The following is a 24,620-nucleotide window of genomic DNA, read 5'->3' on the forward strand; positions in this document are numbered from 1 at the left end:
TCGTCACAGCAGGCGCCCCGATAAACACACCAGCTCCGGGAATTCAGCCGCAGAAATGCTTAACTCGTTGATCTACGGCGGAAATTAACCGACCCGAGCACGGCCCCGCCGACATCGCTCGATTCTTTAGCCAGCCCTGCGACGGTATGGCCATGAGCCCGACACCACGAGCAGGAGGTGCGCGATGGCGACGCTGCCCCTGACCGGCAAATCCTTGCGACTGGCCAGACTGTCCCGGCACGGCGACGACCGCTTTCTCTTCATTCCCCTCGACCATACGATTTCCGACGGCCCGATCTCGACCGCCTCCGGGTTCAACCAGCTCGTGCGGGACATCGCCGACGGCGGGGCCGACGCGATCGTGGTGCACAAAGGGCGTGCCCGCACGATCCAGCCGGAGCTGCTTTCCCGGTGCGCGCTGGTGGTCCACCTGTCCGCCAGCACCGCGCACGCCCCGGACACCAACGCGAAGGTTCTGGTCGGTGAGGTCGCCGAGGCGGTCCGTCTGGGAGCCGACGCGGTCAGCGTGCACATCAACATCGGTTCGGACACCGAGGCCGCTCAGCTCGCGGATCTGGGGACCATCGCGAAGGCCAGCGACCGGTGGGGCATTCCGCTCATCGCGATGATGTACCCGCGCGGGCCGCGGCTGACCGAGCCCGGCGATCCGGTGCTGCTGTCGCATGTGGTCAACATCGCGGCGGACCTCGGCGCGGATCTCGTCAAGGTGCCGATGGCCGCGCCGCCGGACCGCATGGTCGAGGTGGTGGCCAGCTCCCCGCTGCCGATCGTCGTCGCCGGCGGTTCCGGTGCGGACACCAGCGTGGCCCAGCTCGCGACGAATGCCCTCACCGTGGGCTGTCACGGGCTGGCTGTCGGGCGCCGCGTGTTCACCAGCGCGGCTCCCCGGCAGACGGTGCACGAACTCGCCTCGATCATCCACGGACCGGAGCTCGGCTCCGAATCCACCCCACAATCCAGAATGGCAGGTGTTCCGTGAAATTCGCCTGGATCGACATCCGTTCCGTTCCCGAGAACCAGCGGGAGGCGATCGTCGACGCCGCTGTCCACGCCAGGGTGGACGCCATCGTCGACTCCGACCTCGCCACGCTCGCGACCCTGCCGAACACGGTGAAACGGGTGCTGGTCGGCGGAACTGCCGCGGAAACCGCGGGAGAAGGCATGCTCGCGCTGCTCGAGGTCGCGAACGACGACGAGATCGGCGCGCTCGCCGGCCGGGTCCGCGGCGGGGACCAGAACCTCGCCGCGCTGGTGAACGTCGTGGACGACCCGACGCTCACCCTGGCCTGCCACTCCGCGGTCGCGCTGCCCTACACCGTGGTCCAGTTCCGCGATCCGACCAAGATCCCGCTGGAGATCGTCATCGCCGCGGCGGATCCGGCTCCTGGTTCGCTGATCTGCCAGGCGAACAGCCTCGAAGACGCGCAGATCATCGTGGACGTGCTGGAGAAGGGCTCCGACGGGATCATCCTCGCGCCGCGCAACGCCGACGACGTGTTCGGCCTCGTCCAGCTGCTCCAGGCGAAGACGCCGTCGCTCGCGCTGAACAAGCTGACTGTCGAATCGATCGAGCACTGTGGGCTCGGCGATCGGGTCTGCATCGACACGTGCACGCATTTCGAGGAGGACGAGGGCATGCTCGTCGGCTCCTACGCGCACGGATTCGTCTTGTGCTGCAGCGAAACGCATCCCCTGCCGTACATGCCGACCCGCCCGTTCCGGATCAACGCCGGCGCTCTGCACTCGTACGTGCTCGGCCAGGACAACCGCACCAACTACCTCAGCGAGCTGAAGTCGGGCAGCGCGGTCCTCGCCGTCGGCGCGGACGGCCGTACCCGGCGGATCGTCGTGGGGCGGATCAAGCTCGAGTCCCGGCCGCTGCTGAGCATCACCGCGAGTTCCGAGGAAGGCGTGCGGACGAACCTGATCGTCCAGGACGACTGGCACGTCCGGGTCCTCGGGCCGGGCGGGAGCGTCCTCAACGTCACCGAGCTCAAGCCTGGCGACCAGGTGCTCGGGTACGTCGCCACCGACAAGCGGCACGTCGGCTGGCCGGTCGGCGAGTTCTGCGTCGAGAAGTAGCCCCCGGGCAAGCCGAGCCGTCCGCCGAAAGGAGACCGAGGTGCCGCTGGATTCCTGGTGGGGCGCCGAACTGCTCCGCGGCGGCGCGGACGACGCGGTGTGGGCGCGGGCGGCGCGCCCGGTCACGAACGGCGCCCTGCGTGCCGAAGTGACCCGGCTCGCCGCCCTGTTCGGCGGGCAGGGCATCGGCCCGGGCTGCACCGTCGCGGTGCAGGGCACGCCGAGTTTCACCCAGCTGTGGTCGATCTTCGCGCTGTGGTCGCTCGGCGCGCAGGTGCTCCTGCCGGATCCGCGGCTGCGCGGGAAGGACCGGGCCGCACTGTTCGCCCAATGCGCGCCGCAGGTCCAGCTCGTCCTCGGCGGTGCTCCGCGAACGGACAGGTTCACCGAGGAATGCGAGATCCTGGTGCGGCGGCTGCCCGGCGGCACTCCGGCGCGCACCGGCCACTGCCTGGTCCAGTTCTCGTCCGGGACCACCGGGCGGATCAAGGCGGTCGGCCGGACCCCGGAGTCCCTGCTCGGCGAGCTGAACCGGCTCGCCGCGATCCCCGGCATGCCGGGCCGCGGCGAGCGGGTGCTGCTGCTCGATCCGGTCACGCATTCCTTCGGCCTGATCGGCGGGGTGCTGCACGCGCTCAACACCGGCGCCACCGTCGTGTTCGCCACCGGACCGCTCGCCGCGGCGGCCCGGAACGCCCACGTCATCCTCGGCAATCCGCGGCATTTCGAACTCCTCGCCGCCACCCCGGACGCGCTGTCGCTGCCCAGGCTCCGGCTCGCCGTGTCCTGCGGGGAAATCCTGCCGCAGCGCGGGTACGACGATTTCGCCGAACGTTTCGGGGTGCTCATCGGACAGGCCTACGGCACCACCGAAACCGGGATCGTCGCGACCGATCTCGGCGGCCGGTCCGGGCCGCGGAGCATCGGCCTGCCGGCGCCGGGAATCCGGATCGCCATCACCGGAGGCGTCCTGCACGTGCACGTTCCCCAGTCGCCGTACCTCTACGAGCACCATCCGTGGGTCGGCGGCTGGCTGTCCACTCAGGACCTGGTCGCCTGGAACCCGGAGCACCGCGCGCTGCGGTTGCGCGGGCGCGTCGACGCCGAACGCGCCCGGGGCACCGACGTCGACCTGCTGGAGATCGAGACCGTGCTGCGCGCGCACCGGCTGGTGTCGAACGCGGTGGTGCTCGGCGATCCGGTGGAGGCGCACGTCGTCGGCGCGGCCGGACTGGACGAGGCGGAGCTGCGGGCGTGGTGCCGCGGGGTGCTGCCGGACGGGAACATCCCGTCCCGCTACCACCTCATGCGCGAACTTCCCTTGACTCCCAACGGAAAGACCCTGCGCAGCCGGAGCGGGCTGCGGGAGCACCGGCTCGCGGTGGAGAGCCGCTGAACAGGTCCCTCGGGGGGNNCCCCCCCGAGGGCGCCGACCATGTCGAGGGAAAGCCTCGACGGAGTGCTCGACGGCGGATCCAGGGTGGCGTCGGCGGACAGGATGTTGGTGTAGAACTCGTGCAGCCGCCGCGAAAGCGCGCCGCCCGAATCCTCGGCCACCGCCTTGCGCAGCTGGTGGAACGCGGCCAGCGCGTCCACCTGGCGGCCCGAACGGTAGAGCGCGAGCATCAGCTGCGCGGTGAACTCCTCGTGCGTGCGGTGGTGGTGCACGAGCGCGGTCAGTTCGCCGATCAGGTCGTGATGCCGCCCGAGCGCCAGATCAGCGTCGATGCGGTGGCTGATCGCGTCGAGCCGTTTGCGCTGGAGCACGGTGATCGCGGCCCGCAGGATCGGCCCGGCCACCACGTCGACCAGCGCAGGCGCGCGCCACAGCCGCAGTGCCTCGCGCAGATCGTGCGCCCGCATCGCGGTGTCGCGCACGGCCAGAGCCGCGCGCGCCCGGTGCTCGAACACGTCGAGGTCGAGTTCGCCCGGGTGCACCACGAGTTCGTACCCGCCCTTGCGGGTGAGCAGCCGCGCGCCGGACCCGTCGGGCAGGCGCAGCTGTTCCAGCGCCTTGCGCAGTTGCATGACATAGGTGTGCAGGGCCGCGACGGCCCGCACAGGCGGGGCGTCCTCCCACAGTTCCTCCACGAACTGCGGGAGCGGCACCACGCTGTTGGCCTTCAGCAGCAGCAACACGAGAGCCTGGCGCTGCTTCGCCGCGGTGGGCGTGCGGCAGCAACCACGGTCCTCCACGGACAACGGCCCGAGTACCCGGAAGATCATCGGCTCATCCCGGGATCGTCGCCGGAGCCGCGACCAGGAGATGGGTCTCCAGCGGCAGTGCGTGCACCGAAGTCAGGGTGAACCCGGCCTTGTCGAGCATCGTGCGGTACTCGGCCTCGTCCCGTTCGCGGCCGCCCCCGAGCACCACCAGCATGTGCATGTTGAAGCCCAGCGCCAGCGACGCGTCCTCGCCGGTGATGAGCCGTTCCAGGATCACCAGCTTCCCGTCCGGGGCCATGGCGCGCCGGATGTTGGCCAGGATCCGGTGGCACGCCTCGTCGTCGAAGCAGTGCAGGATCCGGGACAGCAGGTAGACATCCCCGGATTCCGGGACCGACACGAAGAAATCGCCGCCGACGCGTTCGCAGCGGTCGCCGTGGTCGAGGGCGATCGGGTACCGCTCGGACTCCTCGATCACGTGCGGCGCGTCGAACAGCACCGCACGCGGTTCCGGATTCTCCCGCAGGAGGCGGTCGAGCAGCGACCCGTGGCCGCCGGCGACGTCGACGATGAGCCGGGCCCGCGAGAAGTCGCAGGCGCGGCCGACCTCGGCGAAGAACGGCGCGCCCGCGTCCATCATCCGTTCGTAGGCGTGCGAAGCCTCGGGATTCTGCCGGAGGTAGGAGAACAGGTCGCTGCCGAACACCCGGGAGAACGCGGCCCCGCCGCCGCGCAGCGAATGCGCGAGCTCGCCCCACGCGCGGTAGAAGTGGTCGCCGTAGAGGCGCATGTGGTGGCGCATGGCGCTGGGCGAATCCGAGCGGAGCAGCTCGCCGACCTCGCTGAGCGCGTAGCCGTCGGCCTCGTTGCCGCGCACCACCCCGAGGCTGCCGAGGTAGGCCAGCAACCGGCCCAGCGCGTCCGCGTCCAGATCCAGGGCCAGCGCCAATTCGGTGCCGGACATCGGCTTCGACCCGGTGAGGCGGTCGATGACGCCGAGCTCGGTCGCGAAGTAGACGGCCTCGGTCTTCCAGAAGCCGGTCATCAGCTCGATCAGGTGCCGTTCGGCGGAACTCGCGGTCGTCATGCGCCTTTCCCCTTTCCAGTCGCGGTGCGCGCGGCCGCGCCACGGTCTTCCCGCACCAAGGTGGCCAGCTGGTGCCGCTGGATCTTCCAGGTCGAGGTCCGGGGCAGCTTGGCGAAATCGAGCTGCCACGGCGGAGCCATCGCGGGCAGGTCGCCGGTGGCCCGCCGCCAGCGCTCCCGGTCGAGCGGGCCGTCGTCGCGGGTGGCCACCACCGGCACCGGTTCGCCCTGCGGCCCGGCCACGATCACGATCTCCCGCAGTTCGTCGAGCCGCGACATGAGGATGTCCTCGACCTCGAGGTTGCTGGTCATCGACTCGATCTGGTCGACCTCCCGGTCGAGCAGGTGCAGCAGGCCCCAGCGATCCCGGTAGCCCATGTCGCCGAGCCGCCACCAGCCGTCGCGGACCTCCTTCGCGTACCGCGCGTCCTCCCCGAGATAGGTGAGGATGCGGGTCCGGCTGCGCACCTCGAGATGGCCGACCGCACCGGTTTTCACCCGGGTGCCGTCCGCCCCGACCACGCGCATCGAAATGAATCCGGGCAGCGGCATCCCGACGCACCGGCCGTCGGCGTTCTTCGCGCTGCGCCGGGTGTACCACCGGCCGGCCACCGGGCCGATCTCGGATTGCCCGTACGCCTGCAGGAAAAGCGGCCGCCGCCGGTGCGAGGCCCCCAGCATGCGCTGGATGGTCCGCGGGTGCATCGCGTCGAAGGTGGCCCCGAAGTAGCGCACGCCGGACAGCGGTTCGGCCGGATCGTCCGCGAGCACTTCCCAGTCGACGAAGTTGTTGGGATGCGTCTCGACGTAGCCGGGCCGGGTCCGGGCGAACAGCGGGCCGATCCGGCGCGGGTCCGCGTCCACCGCGATCACGAGCGGGTTGCCCAGCTCCAGCCACATCGCCAGGCCCTGGTAGAACCGCGAATGCACGAACGTCATGCACAGCGCGGCTTTCTCCTTGCGCCGGACCGGCCAGGCCACGAGCTTCTGCGGGATCAGGCGGTGGTAACCGGCTTCCGGGCAGTGCACCGCGAGCTTCGGGATCCCGGTCGTGCCGGAACTGTGCGAGATCAGCGAAGGCTGGCGCGGATGCAGCAGAACCGCGTCGCGGCGCGGAGCCTCGGCGATGGCGGACAGGTCGACGGTGCCGACCCGTTCGGTCCCCGCCGCGAGCAGCACGCCCCGGGTCGCCGCGGCGACCGGGATCTCGTGCAGCGGGCCGTCGATCGTGTCGCCGTCGGTGAGCAGCCACGGCCGCTCAAGCCGGTGCAGCAGCGTGAAGACGATCTCGCCGTCGAGGAACGGCGACAGCAGTGCGGGCACCGCGCCGATCCGGGCCACCGCACAGGCGAACAGCGCGATGTCGAAGTTGTTGGTCTTGTACAGGGCCACGCGTTCGGCCGGTCGCACCCCGGCCGCCCACAATCGGGCGGAGAGGTCGTCGACGAGGTCGGCCAGCTCGGCGACGGTGAATTCGGTGCCGCGGTCGGGTGCCCATCGCAACGGCTGGTCGAGGGTCACCTCGAGCCGGGGATAGCGGCGGGCGGCTTCTTCGAAGATCGTGCCGATGTAGAAACCGTTTCCGCGCAACATGCGGCGGATCAAAGAATGCATCAGTCCTCCAGGACCGCTGAATGCGAATACTCGCCCGGCGCCGCAAAGACCACCCCAGATGCGGTGTGCCGGGTTCGCTGACCGATCGCGCGCGAGGTCTAGGAAACGACCTCGGGCCGATGGTCCCCCAGCGCGGCCCTGCCGTTCAGCGCTTCGCGCTGCGCCGGGGTCAGTGCCGCGTCAAAACCGTAAAGCCATGCCAGATCGTTCAGCGTTTCGCCCGCCAGGCGGAAATCGCGTTCGCGCTGCCGCGTCCCGTCAGCGAGATGGAAGGTCTCCGCCCGGGCCCGGGACTGCCGGTGCACCTCGGCGGTCCGTGGCCGGCGCAGCGCCTCGTAGTGCCTCAGCGACCGCACTGGATCACGGCCGGCGTCGGCGAGACAATCGGTCAGCACCACGGCGTCCTCGAGCGCTTGGTTCGCGCCCTGGGACAGATACGGAAGCATCGGATGGGCCGCGTCCCCCACGAGCGCGAGCCGTCCGCTGACATACCGGTCGGCGAGATCCCGGTCGAACAACCCCCAGCGGGTCACCGAAGCCGCGGCGGTGACCACCCGCCGCACCTCCGGATTCCACCCGGCGAACGCCGCGGCGAGTTCTTCGGTTTCGGTGCCCGTCGTCGAAGCGCCGGACCGTCCGTCGCCGGTGGCGCACACCGCGCTGAAGTGGACGGTTTTCCCGGCGGAGATCGGGTAATACGTCACATGCCGCTGCGGGCCGAGCCAGAACAGCACCCGGGGATCGGCCGCGAAGGAAGGCACCACCTCGGCGGGGATCAACCCGCGATACACGGAATATCCGGAAAACTTGGGCTCGTCCCGCACGACGGCGCGGCGGACGGCGGAATGCACTCCGTCGGCGCCGATCACCAGCTCCGCCGTCGTATGGCCCCCGTCGGCGAAGTGCAACTCGACGTGGTCGGCACGCTCGACCACGCGAGCCACACTCCGCCCGAGGTGAACCGTGCCGGGGGCGAGCAGGTTCACCAGGCAGCGCTGAAGATCAGCGCGATGGATCAGGTAGTACGGCGCGCGGAACAACTCCTCGCACGCCGTCCCGTGCGGGACCTTGGCCAGCAATCCGCCGTCGTCCCAGCGCCTGGTTTCGATCGAACGCGCTTGCACGCCGTTCTCCGCCAGTGCCGGGGCGACGCCCAGCCGGTGCAGGATCCGCACCCCGTTCGGGGAAAGCTGGATTCCCGCGCCGACCGCGTCGAACACCGGAGACTGTTCGTACAGTTCGCATCGCACGCCACGTCTGCGCAGGACGGTCGCGATCACCAGCCCGGCGATTCCCGCGCCGACGATCGCGACCCGTGCTCTTCTTTCGGAAGCCACCTCGTCCAAACCCCCCAGCTCGGATTTTCGATTGAAGGTGTCCGGTTCCCCTTACTTCGACCGGGCCAGCCGTCGGGGCGACAGACCCGCGATCGGGAGAACCATCAGTGCGGTGACCGCGGCCAGCAGGATGAACGCCAGCTTGAAATCACCCGAGGCGTCCCGCAGGAAGCCGACGAGCAAAGGACCGACCGCGGCGCAGGCGTAACCGATGAAGAACGCCATTCCGCTGATCCGCCCGGCATGCGTCGCGTCCCGGGCCGCGGTGACCGGCAGCGCGAGCACGAGCGGGAACAGCCCGCCGTGGCCGACGCCCATGAGAATGATCCACAACCAGGTCCCGGTACCCGGGCTCAGTGCGAAGCCGAGGAATCCGGCGGCCGTCATCAGCGTGGTGACCGCGAGGCCGAGCCGCTGGTCGGTCCGCTCGCCCAGCAGCGCGGGCACCGCGAGCATGGCCACCACCTGGATCGAGATCATCGCGGTGAGCAGGCCGCCCGCGGCGGAAACGCTGCGTCCGCCGTCGTTGGTGAGCAGCGGCGCCACCCAGGCCAGTTCGCAGTAGTACAGCGCGGAGTTGCCCGCCGAGATCGCGGTGATCTTCCACGCCGTCGCGCTGCCCCAGGGCAGGCCCTTCGTCGCGAGCTTGCGCGGGGCCGCGTCGCCGAGGTTCAGCGACCGTTTGGCCGCCGACCACATCACCATTCCGGCGAGCGCGAGGACCGCCCACGACCCCACGGCGATCGGCCACGAGCCGAACGCGTCGGCCAGCGGCACGGTGACGCCGGCGGCCACCGCGCCGCCAAGGCCGAGACCCGCGGTGTAGATGCCGGTGACCAGTCCCGCGCGGCTGGCGAACCGCGCCTTCACCACGGCCGGAAGCAGGGTCTGGGCGACCGCGATGCCCGCGCCCACCACGAACGCGGTGGTCAGCTGCAGCCAGGTGGCGTGCCCGAGCGCCCTGGCGATGGTGCCCACGCCGATGATCGCCAGCCCGATGAGGACCCCGCCGTGCAGCCCGGACCGGCGCGCGACCACCGCGGCCGCCGGGGCGCACAGGCCCATGGCCAGCGTCGGGATCGTGGTGAGCAGGGAAGCGCCGACGGCGGACAGGCCGAGATCCGCCCGGATGGTGTCCACCAAGGGGGAAATGGCGGCGATCGCCGGCCGGAGGTTCACCGCCGCGACGAACAGCGCCACCGCGGCGAGTCCCAGCGCGGCCCGGTCGGCCGTCGTCGCGGTGCCGGAGTCCGCGGCGGGACTCGGCGACCGAGGCTGATTCTCAGTGTTGGTCAAGGCAAACCCCTCAACTCGGACAGTTAGTGTCCGGACCGTACCACGCAGCGGGGCGACTTGGACATAATTTGTCCGAGACGTACGATGAGGCCATGAAGCTGTCCAACGGCATCGAGTGGGTGCTGCACTGCTGCGTCACGCTCAGCCAGGCGCAGGGCCCGGTGCCGGCGCAGCGGCTCGCCGAATTGCACGACATCCCGCCGGCGTACCTCGCCAAGCACCTGCAGGTGCTGTCGCGGGCCGGGGTGGTGCACTCGTCGCAGGGGCAGGACGGCGGATACGGGCTCACCCGGCCGCCGGGGGAGATCAGCGTGCTGGACGTCGTCGCGGCGATCGACGGGCCGGGAGGATTCTTCCGCTGCACGGAGATCCGCAAGCGCGGCCCGCTCGCGGCGGCCCCCGAACGCTGCACGACGCGGTGTTCCATCGCCCGCGCGATGGCGGACGCCGAACTCGCCTGGAACGAAGCCCTGTCCAAGATCACGATCGCCGATCTGGCCGAGAACATCGACGCCGACAGCGGCGGCACCGCGCTGGGCGACGTCCGGGAATGGCTCGAAGCGCGCTGACCCGGATATCCCGCTACGGCACGTCCTCGGACACGGCACGCTCCAACGGGATCGCACCGGCGCCGGCACGCGGTCCGTCTTCGATACCGGATGCGGTACGGGATGGACAATGGTTTCCCCCTTGTCGCCACTGATACGACAGCCGCGATATTCGCGCCGTCGGATTTCGTTGCGGGATAAGGCGATCAGGTCGTTTTTCTCAGTCCGGTCGAGGCCAGGAAACTTACCGCGCCGCTCTGAATTATTGGTCAAGCCGCCGCGGAAACAGGTCCCCCAGATCAAGGGACGCCGCCGCACTAGGCTGGATGTCGTAATCACCGCCGGCTTGCCTTGACGGCCTCGTCCGCCTGCCGCTAGCGTGCGTGGACCCGCCAAGCGCGCACATATCACTCTGGGGCCGAATTCCATCGGAAAGCATTGCGCTTTTGGCTGACTTCATTCCGTTCTCTTGCAGGCTGCCCGGTCCACGCAAATGGCCGGCGCCTGCGCACGCGGTAAGAAAGAGGCAATTGCATGTACACGCGAAGGTCATTCTTGCGAGTGGGCTCCGGGGTCGCCGCGGCCGGCGCGCTGAGCGGGGCCGGAGTGTTCGGCCACGTCTCGAGTGCGTCCACAACGGACTGGAGCCAGCTGCGCGCACAGCTCGCCGGCACTCTGGTCCTTCCCCCGGATTCGGGCTACCTGGAAGCCAAACGGCTGATCAGCGCGGAGTTCGACCCGGTCAACCCGCAGGCGATCGCCTACTGTGTGTCCACTGAGGACGTCCGCCGGTCCGTGCTGTTCGCGCGAGAGCACGGGGTGCCCGCGACGCCCCGCAGCGGCGGGCACAGTTTCAACGGCTGGTCCACCACCCCCGGGCTGATCATCGACACCTCGAAGATCAACCACGCCGCGGTGGGCTCGACCGTCCGGTTCGGTCCCGGGCTCAAGGGCGTGGACTCGATCCCCGCGCTGAAGGCGCACGGGGTCACCCTGCCCATCGGCGGCTGCCCGACGGTCAGCCCCGGCGGGTTCCTCCTCGGCGGCGGTCTCGGCTGGCAGACCCGGAAATACGGCCTCGCCGCCGACCGGCTGGTCTCCGCCCGCGTGGTGCTCGCCGACGGCCGCGTGGTGCGCGCCTCGGCGAGCCAGTACCCCGACCTGTACTGGGCGCTGCGCGGCGGGGGCGGCGGGAACTTCGGCATCGTCACCGAGTTCGAATCGCGCCCGACCGTGGTGGACAAGGTGATCAGCTACCGGGTGACCTGGCCGTGGGCCAAGGTCGCCGACGTGATCGCCGCCTGGCAGCCGTGGCTGATCGCGGGCCCGGACGAACTGGCCACCACGCTGGTGATCGTCCTGCCGGACGCCGCGCCCGGCGCGGTCCCGATCGTGCAGGTGGTCGGCGCCTACCTCGGCCCGAAGGCGGACGCGGACGCCGCGATCAACGGCCTGATCTCCGCGGTCGGCTCCCCGCCCGCCACCAACGCGGCCGAGGAACTGCCCTACGACACGGCGATGATGCGTGCCTTCGGCTGCGGGGACAAGACCGCCGACCAGTGCCACGTCGTGGGCCAGACGCCCGGGGCGCTGCTCGGCCGGACCAAGTTCGTCGCACACCGGTACCGCACGTTCACCGGCCCGATCCCGGCGGCCGGGATCAACCCGGTCGTCACCGCCTTCGACGCGGACCGGCGGTCCGGGCAGAACCGCTCGCTCGTGTTCGCGGGCTGGGGCGGGCAGGCCAACCGGGTGCCCGTCGGCGACACCGCCTGGCCGCACCGGGACGCCCAGTTCGCCGTGGGCTTTTCGGGCGAAGTCACCAAGGCGGATCCCACCCCGGACGACACCGGCTCGGCGACGGCATGGGCGAACAACGGTTTCGCGGCCATCGACCCGTATTCGAGCAGCCACACCTATCTCAACTACGGCCACAACGGACTGCCCGACTGGCAGTGGGCGTACTACGGGTGCAACTACGACCGGCTGGTGACCGTGAAGCGGAAATACGACCCGGGCAACTTCTTCAAGTTCTCGCAGAGCATCGGGAGCTGAGCGCATGGGAAGACGTCGCCGGTTCTCGATCACGATCCTCGCCGGTGTCCTCCTCGGCGGCGGGCTGAGCCCGGTCGCGCAGGCGAGCGCGGAGGGCACTGGGTTCTCGGTACCCGGGCTCCGGCAGCCCGTTCAGCTCATCGTGGACACCTGGGGGGTCCCGCACATCTACGCGGCGAACACCGACGACCTCTTCCTGGCACAGGGGTTCAACGCCGCCCGCGACCGGCTGTTCCAGATCGACCTGTGGCGCCGGCGCGGGCTCGGCGAGCTTTCCGCCGTCCTCGGACCGTCCTATGTGGACCAGGACCGGGCCACCCGGCTGTTCCTGTACCGCGGGAACATGCGGCGGGAATGGGAAAGCTACGGGCCGGAGGCGAGGCAGGCGGCGACCCGGTTCACCGAGGGTGTCAACTCCTACGTCGACTGGCTGGCGAAGAATCCGGCCGCGATGCCGGAGGAGTTCCGCAAGCTCGGCTACCTGCCCGCGAAGTGGAGCCCGGAGGACGTGGTGCGCATCCGCACGCACGGGCTCAGCAAGAACCTCACCAGCGAGGTGCAGCGCGCCAAGGTGGCCTGCGCCGGGGACGTGCGGCTGGACAAGATCCGGGTGAAGCTCGAGCCCGACGTGGATCCGGCCGTCCCGGCGGGACTGGATCCCTGCACGGTGACCGACGACGTCCTGAACACCTTCAAGCTCGCGACCCAGGACGTCGTCTTCGCCAACGGCGCGGTGCGGGCAGCCGCCGCGGAGGACGACGCGCCCGCCGAGGGGTCCAACAACTGGGCGGTCTCCCCCACGCGCACCACGACCGGGCGGCCCATCCTCGCCAACGATCCGCACCGCGCGCTCAAGGCGCCCTCGCTGCGGTATCTCGCGCAGCTGTCCGCGCCCGGGATCGACGTGGTCGGCGCGGGCGAACCGTTCCAGCCAGGCATCTCCATCGGGCACAACGGAACCGTGGCCTTCGGGCTCACGGTCTTCGGGCTCGATCAGGAGGATCTGTACGTCTACCAGCTCGATCCGAACGACCCGTCCCGGTACCGGTACGGCGACGGCTGGGAATCCTTCCGCACGGTCACCGAGCAGATTCCGGTGGCCGGGCAGGCGTCCCGTCCGGCGGAGCTGCGGTTCACCCGGCACGGCCCGGTGCTCAAGGTGGACGAACAGCGACACCTCGCGTTCGCGCTGCGCACCGGCTGGTCCGAACCCGGGATGTCGCCCTATTTCGGCAACCTCAAGCTGATGCGGGCGCGCAACCTGGACGATTTCACCCGCGCGATGCGCAACTGGGGCGCGCCCGCGGAGAACCAGGCGTACGCGGACACCAGCGGCACCATCGCCTGGATACCTGGCGGGCTGGCCCCCAAGCGCTCCGGCTACGACGGCCTGCTGCCGGTGCCCGGCGACGGCCGCTACGAATGGACCGGGTTCTACTCCGGCGACGAGCTGCCCCGTTCGGTCAATCCGCCGGAAGGGTTCGTCGCCTCGGCCAACCAGTACAACCTGCCGCCGGATTACCCGGCGCGGGAACGGAAACTAGGCTTCGAATGGGCGAATCCGTCGCGGTACCAACGCATCACCGACGTGCTGTCCGCCACGCCACGCAGTTCGGTGGAGAGTTCGATCGCGTTGCAGAACGACCAGCTCGACCTGCCCGCGACCCGGTTGCGCGCGGTGGCGGCCCACCTCGCCTCAGCCGATCCGGACACCCGCGCCGCACTGGACCTGCTGCGCGGCTGGGACGGGGTCGACCGCGCGGATTCCGCCGCGGCGGCGCTGTACCAGGTGTGGTTCTCCCGTCAGCTGCTGCCCGGTTTCTCGCGTGCCGTGGTTCCGCCCGCGGTGCAACCACTCATCCCGGTCCCGGACGCGGCGGTCGCCGTGGAGGCGCTGGAACATCCCGAGCCCTGGTTCGGCCCGGACGCGGCGGCGAAGCGGGACGCGCTCCTGCTGTCGACCCTCGCGGCCGGCTACGCGGACACGAAACGCCTGCTCGGGCCCGACCCCGCCGCCTGGCGCTGGGGCAACCTGCACCAGACGACCTTCGGACATCCGCTGGGTGCCAACGTGGGCCCGCTCCCGCGCGGCGGCTCGGCGTACACAGTGGACGCCTCGACCTATCCGGCGAACGGTGCCTTCGGCCAGACCAACGGGGCGAGCTTCCGGATGGTGCTCGACGTCGGCGGCTGGGACAACTCCCGCGCTGTCAACGCTCCCGGCCAATCCGGCGATCCGGCCAGCCCGCACTACCGCGATCTCGCCGAACGCTGGCACGCCGGTGGGGTGTTTCCGCTGCTCTACACCCGGGCGGCGGTGGAACGGAACGCTGAGCACCGGTATCTGCTCCGGCCCTGGTGAGCGGGGTTCGCGGTCCGTGAGGGGAACCCTGAGGGAATCTGATTCCCTCAGGGTTCCCCTCACGGACGCGAAAATACCGTTACGCGAGCATAAGTGCCGAGAACGGCGGCGGCGCGAGCGAGGACCCGGCCAGTCAACTCCCCCGAAGCGCCCAGATACCGTTCCGGGTCAAGAAGTTCCGCGACATCCACCCGGCCAGCGAGGCCGCCGGCGAGTTCCGGGGCCGCGGCGAGCAACTCGGCGAAGGGGCGGCCTTCCTCAGCCGCGCGGCGCGCCACCCCGGCGAGCAGTTTCTTCGCGTTCGCCTTGCCCAGTGCCCCGGCCAGTTCGGCGTTGAGCCGTTCGGAGACGATGCTCCCGCCGGTCAGCCCGAGATTTTCGCGCAGCCGCACCGGATCCGCGGTCAAGCCCTCGGCGAGTTCGGCGGCGGTGCGCGCGGCCCCGGCGGTGAGCCGCAGCGATTCCCGCAACGGCTGCCATTCCGCGTGCCAGCCGCCCGCCGACCGCTCGTCCTCGGACACCAAGCTCTGCACCAGGATCGACGCGTACGCCGGTGCCTGGCGCGCCGCGGAAACCAGCAGTGTGGCCAGCACCGGATTCCGTTTCTGCGGCATGGCCGAGGAAACTCCCCGGCCGTCGGCCGCCGGTTCGGTCACCTCGCCGATCTCGGTGCGGGACATGATCTGCACGTCGGCCCCGAACTTCCCGAGCGCCGCGGCCACGAACGCGCACACCGATCCGAGATCCGCGATCGGCGTGCGCAGCGCGTGCCACGGCACGACCGGTTCGGCCAGCCCCGTCTCCTCGGCGAAGGCACGCATCAGCTCTGCGCCCCCGCCGGCCGGGGACCCGGTGGCGAGCCGGGCATAGGCCGCATAGGACGCACACGTACCCGCCGCGCCGCCCAGTTGCGCCGGAAGCACCACCCGCGACACGCGTTCCAGCGCGTCAAGCGTGAGCTGCAGCCATCCGGCGGCCTTGAGCCCGAACGTGATCGGCACCGCGTGCTGGGTCAGCGTGCGCCCGGCCATCGGGGTGTCCCGGTGCTCGGCCGCGAGCCGCGCCAGAGCCCGTCCCACCCGCCGCAGATCCGCCTCCACCGCGGCAAGCACCTGGCCCGACAACACCATCGCCGCCGAGTCGAGGATGTCCTGGCTGGTCCCGCCGCGGTGCACGAACTCCGCGGCGGCCGGATCCCGTGCGGCAACCGCGGCGGTGAACCGCTCCACGAGCACCACCACCGGATTCGCCGCGCCCCGCGCCCGTTCGGCGACTTCGAGGAGGTCGACCCCGTCCTCGCGCGCGACCGAAGCGATGACCGCGGCCGCCGATTCCGGCACCACGCCCAGCCGCGCCTGTGCCCGGGCCAGCGCCGCCTCGACGTCCAGCATGGCCCGCAACCAGGCCTCGTCGGACACCAGCGCCCCGAGCCCGGTGCCCGCCCACACCGGGGCCAGCAGACCGGAATCGGTGCCGGGAGTCACGGTCGGTTCTCCTCGCGCCGCGGCCGGGTTTCGCTCAATGCGTCGGGCTGGTCCATCGCCAGCGCGGCCCGTGCGATGGCGTCGGCGTCGCCGAGGATCACCGAGTTCACCCCGGGCCGGATTCCCGCCGCGGTCAGCCAGTGCACGGTCTCGGTGGGCACCCCGAACGCGAACCGTTTCGGATGCGCCCGGCCGGTGACGTCGACCAGGCGGTACGGGCGCGGGGTCACCATCAGCCCGCCGGTTTCGTAGGCCACGGCAGGCGTGTGGTCGCCTTCGGGAATCCGGTATCCGCGGCCCTGTCCGGTGGAAACCAGGTAGCGCAGCAGCGGATCGGTGGTCCGCGCGATGTCGTTTTCCGGCAGCCGCGCCTCGACGAGGGTCGTCACGTCGTAGTGGGTGCCGGGCAAACTCGTCGCGCCGACGCGGAACTTCCGGCCGCTCGGCGCGGGCCCGGCCACCATGCCGGGCGGCAGCACGCGCAGCACGCCCGCCTCGATGAGCGCGATCATCTCCTCGATCCGCCGCACCGGCGGGCCGATCGACAGGAACGCGTTGAGCGGGTTGTACCACTGCTCGAGTTCGTCGCGGTACGAACTTCCGCTCAGCCCGCCGTGGTCCACCACGAGCCGGATCTCGTTGCGCAGATCGCGCAGCACGTCCACGGCGGCTTTCAGCGGGCCGCGCACGTTGCCGAGTTTGGCCTGTGCCACGTCTTCGGCCAGATAGCCGAGCAGCCAGCGCAGGTACTCGTCGTGGTCGCGGAAGAACCGGGGGCCCCACGGCCGGGTCACCCGGTCCCAGTTCCACCGGTGCACCGGCGCGACCCGGTACCGGTCCAGCAGCGCCGACTCGGACAGTCCGTCGACGTCCAGTTCGGCCAGCGCCACGTAATCCCGCGCGAACGCGTCCCCGGCGGCCGCGCCGTCCCGTTCGGTGAGAAGGGTGCGGTGGTAGGCCAACTGCACCTCGCGGGTGATCAGCGGCCACAGGTCGCGCCGGAAGCGCAACGGTTTTCCGTCGGCGACCCGGGAGCGGAACCAGCGGATCACCTCCGGGGTAAGGAACATCGGCTCGTGCCGCCCCGAGGCGCCCTTCTGGTTCTCTCCCCTTGCGTGGTAAGGAATCCCACGCCGCGAACCGGCGTACATCAGGGGTTCGCGGCCGGACGGCCGGTACTTCAACCGGCCGGACGCCCGGCGAAAGGTCCCGCCGCGGCCGACGGTCAGCAGGGCCAGGTAGTCGAAGAAGTTCAGGCCCATTCCGCGCAGTGCCACGGATTCGCCCGCGCGGATCCGGCTCAGATCCACATCGGCGGGATTGCCCGGCGGGAAATACCGGAGCCCGCGTTCCCCGGCGAACCGCAGCAACGCGCGTTCCGGTTCGGCCGGCTCCATGCCGACATGCCCCTGCGCCAGCACCACCACGTCCACGTCACCGAGCCGGGTGCCGTCGTCGAGGGTCACCACCTGCGTGCCGTCGACGTTGTCGTCGAGCGCGACCGCGACCCGGCGGTGCGAGACGACCGAAACCCTCGCTGGCGCGGTGCTCACCACGCGCCGCAGCACCCAGCCCACGTAATGGCCGTAGAACGACCGGGACGGATAGGAGTCCGGGGTCAGCCGCCGCGCTTCGGCGTGCACTGTCTCGGGATACTCGTCCAGCCCGTCCATCACCATGACGACCCTGGCCCAGTCGTACAGGCTCGGTCCGGTCACCACCGGACCGCGGCAGTCCACGCTGTCGTCGGTGAACATGGTCACCTGCGAGGCCACAGTGTTCATCAGCAGCTCGCCGGGCTGCGCGGTGCGCCACACCCGGCCACCGCCGTCGCAGACCGCGTCGACCAGGTGCACGACCACCGGTGCGCCGGGCGCGAGCGCGGCATTGGCGCAAACGCGTTCCACCACCGAGACGCCGCGCGGGCCCGCACCCACGACACAGATCACCAGGGAAGCAGAACCGACCTCGTCGACCGACATCATTCCTCCGGCTATGTGCCGTACTCGATCCCGGCGGCAGTTGACGTGTCCCACCTTCGCATCGCCCGCTAAAGAACCGAGCGAGCGCGGTCGGGAAGCCCCCGCCCGACACTCGCCTCAGTGCTCGACCTCGGCAAGATCCGCCTGCGCCGACACCCCGCGAAGCATCCCTCCAGCGAAGATCGCTACCGCGAGCAGGATGAGCGCGGCGATTCCGCCGGTCCACGCGAGCGCGCTCGTGAACGACTCCGTCGCAGCCGTGTACAGCGCTGCTCCCATCGCACCCGGCAAGTCCTTGGCATACAGAACCGCTGCAGCAAGGGTTTCCTTCGCAGACTCAAGAATGCCGCCGGAGAGCCCGGCCGGGGCGGCGTCCACCAGGCCCGTGCGGTAGAAGCCGAGCAGTACGGAGCCGAGGATCGCGGTGCCGAACGCGGTGCCGAGTTCGTATGCGGTTTCGCTGATCGCGGCGGCCTGGCCGGACTGCTCGGGGCGCACCGAACTCATGATGAGGTCGTTGGTGAGCGTCATGCCCACCCCGGCACCAAGCCCGACAAGGCACAGGGAAATGGCGATGACCCACGGTTCGGTGGCGGGCGTGATCGTGAGCAGAATCGCGAAGCCCCCGGCGGTGACGAGTCCGCCGGCCGCGACAACGGTCGAGGTCGGGATGCGCTTGACGAGCGCTGCGGCCAGGAAACCGGCGCAGGCGGACACGGCGGCCTGCGGCAGCATCCACAGCGCTGACTCGATCACGCTGAGGCCCGCGACGATCTGCAGGAACTGGGTGAGGGCGAACAGCGCGCCGACCAAGGCGAACACCGACAGCAGGTCGGCGGTCACCGCGCCGGTGAAGGCCCGGACTCGGAAGAGCCGGACGTTGATCATCGGCTCCGGCATGCGCAACTGGCGGCGGACGAACAGCACGAGCAGGGCGAGTCCGGCGAAGAAGGTGATCAGCGCGATGCCCGGTTCCTTGCCCTCGGCGAAGGTCTTCACCCCGTAGACGAACGAGATCATGCCCGTGAGCGAGAACGCGATGCTGGGAAGGTCGACGCGGCCGGGGTGCGGGTTTTTGCTCTCCGGGACGAGGAACGGCGCCAGGCCGAGCAGCAGCACCATGACCGGGATGTTCATCAGGAATACCGCGTGCCAGCTGAAGACCTCGATGATCCAGCCGCCGACGATCGGGCCCGCCGCCGCGCCGAGCGCGCCCGCCGCGGACCAGACCGCCATGGCCGTGCGGCGCTGACCGCGGTCCAGGAACATGTTGCGGATAAGGGAAAGTGTTCCCGGCATGATCGTCGCGCCGGCGACGCCGAGCAGGGCGCGGGAGGCGATCAGCATCCACGGCGCGGTCGAGAGGGCGCCGAAGACCGAGGCGATCGCGAAGACGACCGCGCCGATGAGCAACACTTTGCGCCGGCCGAACCGGTCGCCCAGCGACGACATGGTGATGAGAAGACCCGCCAGCATCAGCGAGTAGATGTCGAGAATCCACAGCTGCTGCGTGCCGGTCGGCCGCAGGTCCCCGGCGATGTCGGCGAGGGCGAAGACCAGCACCACCCCGTCGATCGCGATGAGCAGCATCGGCAGCACGAGCACCGCCAACCCCACCCAGGTGCGGGCCGTCGCCCGCGGAGCGGTTTCGTTCATGAGTCGTCCCCTGTCGCAGTTACTTCACCAAACAGTGTACTACACCAAAAGGTATACTAACTGCGTCGACAGGAGAGCACTGATGGCACGACCGAGCGCACGGCCCAAACTGATCGAGGCGGCACTGACCGTGGTAGCGGAACGCGGGATCGCCGCGCTCACGCTCGACGCGGTCGCCGAGGAGGCCGGGGTGACCAAGCGCGGCCTGATCTACCACTTCCCCAGCAAGCACGCACTGCTCACCGGCATCCACGAGGACCTCGCCGCGCGCATGGAACGGGAACTCCTCGATGCCACCGGACAAGAACCCGAGGGCGCGAGCCTCCTCGAGCGCACGCGAGGCTATGTGCGGGCCGCGACGAGATCGCCGACCAACGTCGAGATGCGGCTCATCATGGAAGCCGCCAACGAACCCGACTGGATCGCGCCGTGGGAGCGGGTCTACCGGCGCTGGTTCCCCGAGGAAGAGCAGTCCGTCGAGACTCTCGACGAACTGTCGCTCCGCTGCCTGGTCGCGCGGATGGCCGCCGATGGCTCGTGGGGATACGAGAGCATGCTGACCTCCCCGCTGTCCCCGCGAGCGCGCGAGCGGCTCACGGCGAGCATTCTGGACGTGCTCGGCGAAGAGTGACTAGAGATCCACAGTGGACTGTCCGGCGAAGCGCGGAAGGTGCTTGCCGAGCGTGTCGGCCAGTTCCTGGACCTGGCGGACCAGATCCTCGCGATAGGCGATGACGCTGTCCCAGTACAGGCAAATGGTGCCGCGCTGCTCGTCCCCGCTGCACACTGGCATGCCCAGCCAGCCATGGAAGCCTTCGGAGACCACGAGATCGGTCGCGGACCCGAAGAGCGGGTCGGTCTGGGCATCGGCCGAGAAGACGTGCTGGTCGTGCTTGACGATGTTCGGCAGCACGGCCCCCTCGGTCCGGCCCTTGGCGAGGATCTCCTCGACGTAGCGGGAGGAGAGACCCCGCCAGCGCATCGTGGCCGGATCGGCGCTCCCGGCGGCCACGTGGACCCGGTCGGCGCCGAGTGAGGCGGTGGCCACGTCGCAGGCGAGGTCGAGTAACTCAGGCAAGCTGCCGATGGCGGACGCCTGCTGGTCGAACTCTTCGAAACGGTCCGGACGGGAGGCGGCGGCGCCGGTGATCGTCTCGACGACGTGCGTGGAGAGCGACTCCTCGACCCCTGCCCCCTGCTCGATGTGGCGGACGTAGAACTCGAGGGCGTCGCTGTCGGAATCGAACGACGCCCGGACGATCAGTTCGTAGGCCCCGGTGGTCAGGTGGACCTCGTCGACCTGGGGCATCGCCGCGAGGCGCTCGGCGACGACGAACCGCTGGCCCGGCTCCACCCTCACCAGGACGATCAGCCGCGACGCCGGCGCGGCGCTGTCGATGGTGGCCGTCACCCGCATGCCGTCGCGCTCGATCAGCCGCCGGATGCGGTGGCGGACGGTCTTCTCCGACACCCCGGTCTTGGCGGCGATGTCGAGGTTGGACATCCGGCCGTTCTCGGCCAGCAGTCCGAAGATCTTCTTGTCCAGCGCGTCCAGCTCCGGCACGCCAACCTCCTTGACTCGGACCATGGAGCTTACTAGTCTCCGAATATCGGACCTTCACTTCCGTTATTCGGAGATCGAGATGACCAACGACGTCGACGGGCAGACCATGGACGTGTTCGAGGCGATGGGCTCGGCCATGACCATGCGCTGGCTGACCGGGGAGCCGGTGCCGGACGAGGTGGTCCGGAAACTGATCTGGGCCGGCACCAGGGCGTCGACTCCGGAGAACTCCCAGCTCTGGGACTTCGTCGTGGTCACGTCACCGGAACAGCGCGCGCGGCTCCACGAGACCATCCTTCCCGACACCTCGGCGCTCGACGGCGTCAAGGCGCGGACGGCGAGTGTCACCGACCCGGTGAAGCGCCGCATGTACGACGGCGGCTCGCACCTGCTGACCACGCTTCGGGACGCTCCGGTGCTCATCTTCATCTGCGCGTCGTCGTGGGTTCCCGGTGACCCGAGGGAGGACCGCTACCAGTTCGCCGCGATCTACGGGGCCGCGCAGAACATGCTCGTGGCCGGACGCGCGATGGGCTTGGGGGTCGCCCCGACCGGGATTCACACGCTCAACACCCGAGGCGTCCGCGCGGTGCTCGGCGTGCCGGACCACAAGATCATCGGCGTGACCATGGCGGTCGGGTGGGCGGCCCGCCCGTTCGGCCCGCTCAAGCGGAAGCCGGTCGAGGACGTCCTGCACTTCGAGACCTGGTGACCGGCGTTCGCGGACCGAGAGGAACGGACATGCTCCGAACGATGAAGACCGGCCGGATCGCCGGCCGCGACGTCGCGCGCGTCGGCTTCGGCGCGATGCAGCTGGGGGAACTGCCAGGACGCCCTGCGGTCGACCGCGCCACCGCGATCGACGTGGTGCGCACCGCCGTCGAGCTGGGTGTGAACCACATCGACACCGCCGCCTTTTACGGCCCTGGCACGGCGAACGAGGTGCTCCGAGAAGCGCTTTCCCCATACGGCGACGACCTCCTGCTCGTCACGAAAGTCGGTGCCGTGTACCAAGGCGAGGGCAGGGTCCTCGCGCAGCGGCCCGAGCAACTGCGCGCCCAGGTGGAGGACAACCTGCGCGGCCTCGGCGTCGACCAGGTCGGCGTGGTCAACATCCGGAGCGTCCAGCACGGCCTCCGCGGCGGCTTCGCCGTCCCGGCCGACCAGATCGCCGATCTGGACGACCAGCTGGCCGAACTCATCGCGCTCCGCGACGAGGGCAAGATCGGCGCGATCGGCCTCAGCTCCGTCGATTCCGGTCAGCTCCGCCGCGCGCTGCCCGCCGGGATCGTGTGCGTCCAGAACTTTTACAACCTCCTCCACCGGGCCGATCACCCGGTGCTCGAACTGTGCCGCGAGAACGGAATCGCCTGGGTGCCGTTCTTCCCGCTCGGCTCGGCCACGTCCGAACACCGGAACGTCCTGGCCGAACCGACCGTGCTCGACGTCGCCGCCCGGCTCCGCGGCACGCCCGCACAGGTCGGGCTCGCGTGGCTGCTCGCGCACGATCCCTCGACGCTGCTCATCCCCGGCACCGCCAGTGTCGGCCATCTCCGGGAAAACGTCGCGGCTGCGTTCGTCGAACTGGACGATTCGGCGATGGCCGTCCTCGACGGTCTTGTTCCGGACGCTCGCTCGGACGAAAGGAAATGACATGGGAATTGTTCCGTGGCGGAGAGTCTTGCTCGGAGAGGTCGAGACCGGGATATCGAAGTTCGAAATCGCGGAGGTCGAGTCCGCGGACCCGGACGGTTTCGGCGCCGCGTATCTGTGGGGCTACGACAAAGCCCCGACCCTGCCCTACTATCCGGATGAGCCGTACCAGGCCCGCAGTGTGCTGGCCAATCCTGGCGGGCTGCGCGTGTTCGGCGCGAGCTTTCCCCCGCGCTCCCGCCTGGCGGAGATGAAGTGGTCACCGGCCTCCCCGGAGCAGCAGAAACTCATTGCCGCGCAGCCCAGCGGGATCCATTGGTACGACGGCGTCGGATTCGGGAGCTTTCATTCGCACGACAGTATTGCCATCGATACGGTGGTCAGCGGAACGATCGCGCTCGAAGCGTCCGACGGAACTCGCGAAATCCTGAATCAGGGCGACGTGGTCGTCCTTTGCGGTTCGAACCACCGGTGGCAAGTGATATCCGACGAGCCGTGCACCGTAGCCGTCACGGAATTTCACGCGACGCGCCGCGAGGGCGAAGAGCCGTCCGGAACGATGGAAGACGTGCGGAAGCGCATCGCTTCGCTAGCGCGGCCCCGCCCATGAGCAACGGCACGAGGACGCGCGGCCGGGCGATCGTGGCCGGTGCGGGCATGGTCGGGTTGAGTGCCGCGTTGTCGCTGCGCCGGGCGGGGTTCGAGGTCGCGGTGCGAGAACGGGCACCGCACATCAGGGAGACCGGTGCCGCGCTCGGAGTCTGGCAGCACACGATCACCGAACTCGAACGTCTCGGGCTCGGTCCGCGGCTGTCGGAGATCAAGGCCGAACAAAACTTCCAGCGCGTTCGGGGCCCCTCCGGTGCCGTGCTGGACGTAGCCGGCATGCCGCCGGGGCGGGTGGTGCATCGGCAGCGGCTCAGCGCGTTGCTCGTCTCCGCGGTCGGCGAAGAGAACATCCGCACCGGCAAGGAAGTGGTCGGCTACACCGAGGACGAGGTCGGCGTGACCGTGCACTACGCCGATGGCGAACGGGAGCGCGGGGATCTGCTCGTCGGTGCCGACGGTCTGAACTCCCACGTCCGCAGGAAGCTCATTCCCGGCTCGGAAAGCCACTATTACGAAGAGGGTCACCATGTGTGGCGAGCGGTGCTGCCGTTCGATGGGGATCTCGGCGACGGCTGCGCGACTGTCGGGCATCACCGCACCCGCGGCACGGTCACGCGGCTCGCCGACGGCTCCTGTTTCTGGGTGCTGGCCCAGTTCGGGGTCACCGGCGAGTTCGCCGGCAGCCCCAAACAGGAAGCCGTTGCCCGGGTGGAGAACCTGCACGACGGACCGTCCCGGTTCGTGCTGCGCGAGGTCGTCCTGGCCACCCCGGAGGATGCGGTGATGGACAACCAGGTCGCCGTCGTACCGGAAATCCCGCGCTGGAAGAGCCACCGGGTCGTACTGGCCGGGGACGCCGCGCACGCCATGTCCCCGCACATCGGATCCGGTGCCTCGCTGGGCATCGAAGACGCATACGTGCTCGGCGACCGGCTCAGCCGAGCCGATCTCGGACCGGCGCTGGACAGCTACCAGACCGACCGCATCGCCCGGTACCGGCAGGTGCGCTGGCACGCCAAGGCGATGGCCATCGCACCCACCCCGGTGTCCTATGTGGAGCGATTCTCCCGCTACCTGAACTGGCTGAACACCACCGCGGCCTAAG

General features: G+C 69.8%; 20 protein-coding genes. 11 read left to right on the plus strand and 9 right to left on the minus strand.

Annotated features, from left to right (window positions below):
* Positions 1 to 184 precede the first annotated feature (184 nt).
* The 3 genes from ACFSVL_RS21435 to ACFSVL_RS21445 are packed head-to-tail and all read left to right on the plus strand — an operon-like array spanning position 185 to position 3,499.
* Complete coding sequence (locus ACFSVL_RS21435) at positions 185 to 1,000, plus strand: 2-amino-3,7-dideoxy-D-threo-hept-6-ulosonate synthase (RefSeq protein ID WP_378306779.1); 816 nt, start codon at positions 185 to 187, stop codon at positions 998 to 1,000.
* Positions 997 to 2,103: a 3-dehydroquinate synthase II family protein gene (locus ACFSVL_RS21440; protein ID WP_378306781.1), complete on the plus strand. Its 1,107-nt coding sequence runs from the start codon at positions 997 to 999 to the stop codon at positions 2,101 to 2,103. Before ACFSVL_RS21435 ends, ACFSVL_RS21440 begins: the two co-directional genes overlap by 4 nt.
* 40 nt (positions 2,104 to 2,143) lie before the next feature.
* Positions 2,144 to 3,499 (plus strand): class I adenylate-forming enzyme family protein, encoded by a 1,356-nt coding sequence (locus tag ACFSVL_RS21445; protein ID WP_378306783.1) that lies wholly within the window; start codon positions 2,144 to 2,146, stop codon positions 3,497 to 3,499.
* Here ACFSVL_RS21445 and ACFSVL_RS21450 read toward each other — a convergent pair.
* The 5 genes from ACFSVL_RS21450 to ACFSVL_RS21470 all read right to left on the minus strand — a co-directional run bounded on the left by ACFSVL_RS21450 (position 3,400) and on the right by ACFSVL_RS21470 (position 9,602).
* Positions 3,400 to 4,329, minus strand: coding sequence for an AfsR/SARP family transcriptional regulator (locus ACFSVL_RS21450; RefSeq protein WP_378306785.1), 930 nt, complete (start codon positions 4,327 to 4,329; stop codon positions 3,400 to 3,402). The two genes, ACFSVL_RS21445 and ACFSVL_RS21450, sit on opposite strands and share 100 nt — an antisense overlap.
* A gap of 4 nt (positions 4,330 to 4,333) precedes the next feature.
* Positions 4,334 to 5,356: a methyltransferase gene (locus ACFSVL_RS21455; protein WP_378306787.1), complete on the minus strand. Its 1,023-nt coding sequence runs from the start codon at positions 5,354 to 5,356 to the stop codon at positions 4,334 to 4,336.
* Complete coding sequence (locus ACFSVL_RS21460) at positions 5,353 to 6,969, minus strand: class I adenylate-forming enzyme family protein (protein WP_378306789.1); 1,617 nt, start codon at positions 6,967 to 6,969, stop codon at positions 5,353 to 5,355. Before ACFSVL_RS21460 ends, ACFSVL_RS21455 begins: the two co-directional genes overlap by 4 nt.
* Positions 6,970 to 7,067: 98 nt before the next feature.
* Positions 7,068 to 8,306 carry an FAD-dependent monooxygenase gene (locus ACFSVL_RS21465; protein ID WP_378306791.1) on the minus strand — a complete coding sequence of 413 codons (1,239 nt, stop codon included), beginning with the start codon at positions 8,304 to 8,306 and terminating at the stop codon, positions 7,068 to 7,070.
* 51 nt (positions 8,307 to 8,357) lie between these two features.
* Positions 8,358 to 9,602 carry an MFS transporter gene (locus ACFSVL_RS21470; protein ID WP_378306793.1) on the minus strand — a complete coding sequence of 415 codons (1,245 nt, stop codon included), beginning with the start codon at positions 9,600 to 9,602 and terminating at the stop codon, positions 8,358 to 8,360.
* A gap of 92 nt (positions 9,603 to 9,694) precedes the next feature.
* On the opposite strand from ACFSVL_RS21470, the gene ACFSVL_RS21475 reads away from it, so the two are divergent.
* From ACFSVL_RS21475 to ACFSVL_RS21485, 3 genes are all read left to right on the plus strand, one after another.
* Complete coding sequence (locus ACFSVL_RS21475; protein ID WP_378306795.1) at positions 9,695 to 10,171, plus strand: RrF2 family transcriptional regulator; 477 nt, start codon at positions 9,695 to 9,697, stop codon at positions 10,169 to 10,171.
* Between the two features lie 540 nt (positions 10,172 to 10,711).
* Positions 10,712 to 12,205, plus strand: coding sequence for an FAD-binding oxidoreductase (locus ACFSVL_RS21480; RefSeq protein ID WP_378307294.1), 1,494 nt, complete (start codon positions 10,712 to 10,714; stop codon positions 12,203 to 12,205).
* A 4-nt stretch (positions 12,206 to 12,209) separates the two neighbouring features.
* The gene (locus ACFSVL_RS21485; protein ID WP_378306797.1) at positions 12,210 to 14,567 is read left to right on the plus strand and encodes a penicillin acylase family protein; all 2,358 of its coding nucleotides are present in this window, start codon (positions 12,210 to 12,212) and stop codon (positions 14,565 to 14,567) included.
* 59 nt (positions 14,568 to 14,626) lie between these two features.
* Here ACFSVL_RS21485 and ACFSVL_RS21490 read toward each other — a convergent pair whose 3' ends face one another.
* The 3 genes from ACFSVL_RS21490 to ACFSVL_RS21500 all read right to left on the minus strand — a co-directional run bounded on the left by ACFSVL_RS21490 (position 14,627) and on the right by ACFSVL_RS21500 (position 19,689).
* Positions 14,627 to 16,051 (minus strand): class-II fumarase/aspartase family protein, encoded by a 1,425-nt coding sequence (locus ACFSVL_RS21490; protein WP_378306799.1) that lies wholly within the window; start codon positions 16,049 to 16,051, stop codon positions 14,627 to 14,629.
* Positions 16,048 to 18,033, minus strand: a complete 1,986-nt coding sequence (locus ACFSVL_RS21495) for an FAD/NAD(P)-binding protein (RefSeq protein ID WP_378306801.1) — start codon at positions 18,031 to 18,033, stop codon at positions 16,048 to 16,050. Before ACFSVL_RS21495 ends, ACFSVL_RS21490 begins: the two co-directional genes overlap by 4 nt.
* A 117-nt stretch (positions 18,034 to 18,150) precedes the next feature.
* On the minus strand, positions 18,151 to 19,689 hold the full coding sequence (locus ACFSVL_RS21500; protein WP_378306803.1) for an MFS transporter: 1,539 nt from the start codon (positions 19,687 to 19,689) through the stop codon (positions 18,151 to 18,153).
* A gap of 82 nt (positions 19,690 to 19,771) precedes the next feature.
* Here ACFSVL_RS21500 and ACFSVL_RS21505 point away from each other — a divergent pair, with 82 nt between their 5' ends.
* Positions 19,772 to 20,320, plus strand: a complete 549-nt coding sequence (locus tag ACFSVL_RS21505; RefSeq protein ID WP_378306805.1) for a TetR/AcrR family transcriptional regulator — start codon at positions 19,772 to 19,774, stop codon at positions 20,318 to 20,320.
* Here the strand turns inward: ACFSVL_RS21505 and ACFSVL_RS21510 are convergent, their stop codons facing one another.
* The gene (locus tag ACFSVL_RS21510; protein ID WP_378306806.1) at positions 20,321 to 21,253 is read right to left on the minus strand and encodes an AsnC family transcriptional regulator; all 933 of its coding nucleotides are present in this window, start codon (positions 21,251 to 21,253) and stop codon (positions 20,321 to 20,323) included. It abuts the gene before it with no gap.
* A gap of 79 nt (positions 21,254 to 21,332) precedes the next feature.
* Here ACFSVL_RS21510 and ACFSVL_RS21515 point away from each other — a divergent pair, with 79 nt between their 5' ends.
* From ACFSVL_RS21515 to ACFSVL_RS21530, 4 genes are read left to right on the plus strand one after another with little or no spacing between them, the layout of a single operon-like run.
* Entirely contained in the window at positions 21,333 to 21,965 is a 633-nt protein-coding gene (locus ACFSVL_RS21515; protein ID WP_378306808.1) for a nitroreductase family protein, read from the plus strand.
* Positions 21,966 to 21,994: 29 nt separating this feature from the next.
* Positions 21,995 to 22,906, plus strand: a complete 912-nt coding sequence (locus ACFSVL_RS21520) for an aldo/keto reductase (protein WP_378306810.1) — start codon at positions 21,995 to 21,997, stop codon at positions 22,904 to 22,906.
* Position 22,907: 1 nt separating this feature from the next.
* Complete coding sequence (locus ACFSVL_RS21525; protein WP_378306812.1) at positions 22,908 to 23,516, plus strand: hypothetical protein; 609 nt, start codon at positions 22,908 to 22,910, stop codon at positions 23,514 to 23,516.
* Positions 23,513 to 24,619, plus strand: coding sequence for an FAD-dependent oxidoreductase (locus ACFSVL_RS21530; RefSeq protein WP_378306814.1), 1,107 nt, complete (start codon positions 23,513 to 23,515; stop codon positions 24,617 to 24,619). Before ACFSVL_RS21525 ends, ACFSVL_RS21530 begins: the two co-directional genes overlap by 4 nt.
* Position 24,620: the final 1 nt, after the last annotated feature.

The organism is Amycolatopsis silviterrae, assembly GCF_042684085.1.
GTDB lineage: Bacteria > Actinomycetota > Actinomycetes > Mycobacteriales > Pseudonocardiaceae > Amycolatopsis > Amycolatopsis silviterrae.

Bases quoted from the DNA above. Each gene is read 5' to 3' on its own strand.
- ACFSVL_RS21505 (WP_378306805.1), top strand. From the start codon at position 19,772: ATGGCACGACCGAGCGCACGGCCCAAACTGATCGAGGCGGCACTGACC.
- ACFSVL_RS21515 (WP_378306808.1), top strand. From the start codon at position 21,333: ATGACCAACGACGTCGACGGGCAGACCATGGACGTGTTCGAGGCGATG.
- ACFSVL_RS21460 (WP_378306789.1), bottom strand. From the start codon at position 6,969: ATGCATTCTTTGATCCGCCGCATGTTGCGCGGAAACGGTTTCTACATC.
- ACFSVL_RS21525 (WP_378306812.1), top strand. From the start codon at position 22,908: ATGGGAATTGTTCCGTGGCGGAGAGTCTTGCTCGGAGAGGTCGAGACC.
- ACFSVL_RS21475 (WP_378306795.1), top strand. From the start codon at position 9,695: ATGAAGCTGTCCAACGGCATCGAGTGGGTGCTGCACTGCTGCGTCACG.
- ACFSVL_RS21530 (WP_378306814.1), top strand. From the start codon at position 23,513: ATGAGCAACGGCACGAGGACGCGCGGCCGGGCGATCGTGGCCGGTGCG.
- ACFSVL_RS21485 (WP_378306797.1), top strand. From the start codon at position 12,210: ATGGGAAGACGTCGCCGGTTCTCGATCACGATCCTCGCCGGTGTCCTC.
- ACFSVL_RS21455 (WP_378306787.1), bottom strand. From the start codon at position 5,356: ATGACGACCGCGAGTTCCGCCGAACGGCACCTGATCGAGCTGATGACC.
- ACFSVL_RS21500 (WP_378306803.1), bottom strand. From the start codon at position 19,689: ATGAACGAAACCGCTCCGCGGGCGACGGCCCGCACCTGGGTGGGGTTG.
- ACFSVL_RS21435 (WP_378306779.1), top strand. From the start codon at position 185: ATGGCGACGCTGCCCCTGACCGGCAAATCCTTGCGACTGGCCAGACTG.
- ACFSVL_RS21520 (WP_378306810.1), top strand. From the start codon at position 21,995: ATGCTCCGAACGATGAAGACCGGCCGGATCGCCGGCCGCGACGTCGCG.
- ACFSVL_RS21495 (WP_378306801.1), bottom strand. From the start codon at position 18,033: ATGTCGGTCGACGAGGTCGGTTCTGCTTCCCTGGTGATCTGTGTCGTG.